The following is a 2,974-nucleotide window of genomic DNA, read 5'->3' as shown; positions in this document are numbered from 1 at the left end:
GAGCCGCCGCCGGCCACGATGCCCTCCTCGAGGGCCGCGCGGGTCGAGGACACGGCGTCCTCGATGCGGTGCTTCTTCTCCTTGAGCTCGACCTCGGTGGCCGCGCCGACCTTGATCACGCCGATGCCGCCGGCGAGCTTGGCGAGGCGCTCCTGGAGCTTCTCGCGGTCCCAGTCGGAGTCCGTGCGGGCGAGCTCGGCGCGCAGCTGCGCGACGCGGGCCTGCACGTCCTCGGCCGTGCCGGCGCCGTCGACGAGGGTCGTGTTGTCCTTCGTGACGGTGATGCGGCGCGCGGTGCCGAGCTGCTCGAGGCCCACCTGGTCCAGGGACAGGCCGACCTCCGGGGAGACGACCTGCGCGCCCGTGAGGGTCGCGATGTCCTGGAGCATGGCCTTGCGGCGGTCGCCGAAGCCCGGGGCCTTGACGGCCACGACGCTCAGGGTGCCGCGGAGGCGGTTGACGATGAGCGTCGAGAGGGCCTCGCCGTCCACGTCCTCGGCGATGACGAACAGCGGCTTCGAGGCAGAGAGGACCTTCTCGAGCAGCGGCAGGAAGTCCTGCAGCGAGGAGATCTTGCCCTGGTGGATGAGGATGAGCGCGTCCTCGAGGACGGCCTCCTGGCGCTCCGCGTCCGTGACGAAGTACGGCGAGAGGTAGCCCTTGTCGAACTGCATGCCCTCGGTGAGCACGAGCTCGGTCTGGGTGGTGGAGGCTTCCTCGATGGTGATGACGCCGTCCTGGCCCACCTTGTCGAAGGCCTCGGCGAGCAGGTCGCCGATCTCCTCGGACTGGGCCGAGATCGCCGCGACGTTCGCGACGTGGCGGCCGGAGACCTCGCGGGCGTTCTCCTTCAGGCGGGCGGCGACGGCCTCGACGGCCACCTCGATGCCGCGCTTGACCTCACCCGGGGCCGCGCCGGCGGCCACGTTGCGCAGGCCCTCCTTGACGAGGGCCTGGGCGAGGACGGTCGCCGTCGTCGTGCCGTCGCCGGCGACGTCGTTGGTCTTGGTGGCGACCTCCTTGGCGAGCTGGGCGCCGAGGTTCTCGTACGGGTCGTCGAGCTCGACCTCACGGGCGATCGTCACGCCGTCGTTCGTGATGGTGGGGGCGCCCCACTTCTTGTCGAGGACCACGTTGCGGCCGCGCGGGCCGAGGGTCACCTTGACGGTGTCGGCGAGCTTGTCGACGCCCGTCTCGAGGGCCTTGCGCGCGGCGTCGCTGAATGCGAGCTGCTTAGCCATTCGCTACTCCTGTGTGTCTGGATCAAGCACGACACCCCGGCCGCAGGGAGCGGCCGGGGCGCAGCGCGGGAGCGTTACTTGACGACGATCGCCAGGACATCGCGGGCCGAGAGCACGAGGTACTCGGCACCGCCCGTCTTGACCTCGGTGCCGCCGTACTTGGAGTAGAGGACGACGTCGCCGACAGTGACGTCCACCGGCACGCGGTTGCCGTTGTCATCGACGCGGCCGGGGCCGACAGCGACGACCTCGCCCTCCTGCGGCTTCTCCTTCGCGGTGTCCGGGATCACGAGGCCGGACGCGGTGGTCTGCTCGGCCTCGAGCGGCTTGACGACAATGCGATCCTCGAGGGGCTTGATGGAGACCGACACGGATCTCTCCTTTACATCAACGGGTCACGGATGGTGAGCCGGGCAAGCAACCGTCGTCGCGGGTGCCGGGAGCGTGCCTGACAGGGTTAGCACTCGGCACCGCCGAGTGCTACTGGCGACTCTAGTGAGCGCGCTGGCACTCGGTCAAGGCGAGTGCCAACTGGTGTCGGGAGGGGCCGGAACCTACTCGCCCGCGAGCTCGTCGTAGCCGAGGTCGTCGCCCTCGTCGTCGGCGTCGAGGCCGCGCGTGGCGTACATGACGGCGATCGAGGCTATGAGCGCGAGTCCGCCCACGACCAGGCCGATGATCGCGCCGATCTTGACCCCGAGGAACTGGTCCCGCAGCGACTGGGCCTCGTCGGTGGCGTCACTGATGTTCTTGCCGCCCACCGAGTAGACGGTGGCGTTGAAGGCGTCCAGACCCATCACCACGACGAGCAGCACCGCAGCGACCACCGTGATGACGATGCCCGCGATGAGCACGGGGCGCGCATAGGGCCTCAGCCGCGGGAGGAGGCCTGCCGGCTCCGGTCGAGCTGGAACGGGATCGACGCTGGGGCTGGTCTCCATGCCCCCCAGCCTAGCCAATGAGGCCCGGGCACGCGGCGCACTACGCTGGATGGCATGCCCGACGACAGACACGCCCCGGACCAGCTGGCACCTCTGCTGACGCCCGAGGGGTGGGCGCTGCTCAACTCGCTCGGCCCCTACCGCGAGGAGGACGCGCTGGCGATCAGCGGCCGGCTCCGCAAGGCGGGCCACTCCCCCGAGCTCGTCTCGGCCGTCCTCTCCCAGGCCCGGCTGCGGGCCCGGGCCGCCGCGAAGTTCGGCGAGTTCGCCTCGAGCATGCTCTTCACCCGGGCCGGGCTCGAGCAGGCCACCCGGCTCTCGGTCGCAGCCCGCCACGCCCGGCGGTTCGTCGATGCCGGCGTCCGGCGTGTCGCGGACCTCGGGTGCGGCCTCGGCGCGGACGCCATGGCGATGGCGTCACTTGACCTCGAGGTCACGGCGGTGGAGCTCGACGAGACCACCGCCGCGTGCGCCACGATGAACCTCATGCCGTTCCCACAGGCCCGGGTCGTGCATGCCGACGCCCAGTCCGTCGACCTCGCAGGGGTCGACGGGGTCTGGCTCGACCCCGCCCGGCGGTCGACGTCGACCTCCGGCACCACCCGCCTGTGGGACCCGGAGGAGTTCTCGCCCCCGCTGAGTTTCGTCGAGGGGCTCGCCGGCCGCGGCCTGCCCGTGGGAGTCAAGCTGGGCCCTGGCCTGCCGCACGGGTCCGTGCCCGCCGGCTGCGAGGCCCAGTGGGTCTCGGTGCAGGGGGATGTCGCGGAGGTCGGCCTCTACTTCAACGCGCTG

The 2,974-nt window shown here is 71.0% G+C and carries 3 protein-coding genes and 1 pseudogene; 1 reads left to right on the top strand and 3 read right to left on the bottom strand.

Features of this window, described 5'->3' with window-relative positions:
- The 3 genes from groL to ACTHJJ_RS12470 all read right to left on the bottom strand — a co-directional run.
- Nucleotides 1-1,241 (bottom strand): chaperonin GroEL (gene groL / locus ACTHJJ_RS12480; protein WP_440303261.1); only part of this gene is annotated, 1,241 nt, incomplete at its 3' end.
- A 74-nt stretch (nt 1,242-1,315) separates the two neighbouring features.
- Nucleotides 1,316-1,612 (bottom strand): co-chaperone GroES, encoded by a 297-nt coding sequence (gene groES / locus ACTHJJ_RS12475; protein ID WP_066499141.1) that lies wholly within the window; start codon nt 1,610-1,612, stop codon nt 1,316-1,318.
- 183 nt (nt 1,613-1,795) lie between these two features.
- Nucleotides 1,796-2,182, bottom strand: coding sequence for a hypothetical protein (locus ACTHJJ_RS12470; RefSeq protein ID WP_307115495.1), 387 nt, complete (start codon nt 2,180-2,182; stop codon nt 1,796-1,798).
- Between the two features lie 54 nt (nt 2,183-2,236).
- Here ACTHJJ_RS12470 and ACTHJJ_RS12465 point away from each other — a divergent pair.
- A pseudogene (locus ACTHJJ_RS12465) lies at nt 2,237-2,974 on the top strand (SAM-dependent methyltransferase); the annotation flags it as partial.

The sequence above is a fragment of the Intrasporangium sp. genome (assembly GCF_051961875.1).
Classification (GTDB): Bacteria; Actinomycetota; Actinomycetes; order Actinomycetales; family Dermatophilaceae; genus Intrasporangium_A.
This window is presented reverse-complemented; position numbering and strand designations above follow the sequence as displayed.

Coding starts and splice junctions, on each gene's coding strand:
- ACTHJJ_RS12470 (WP_307115495.1), bottom strand. CDS start 2,182: ATGGAGACCAGCCCCAGCGTCGATCCCGTTCCAGCTCGACCGGAGCCG.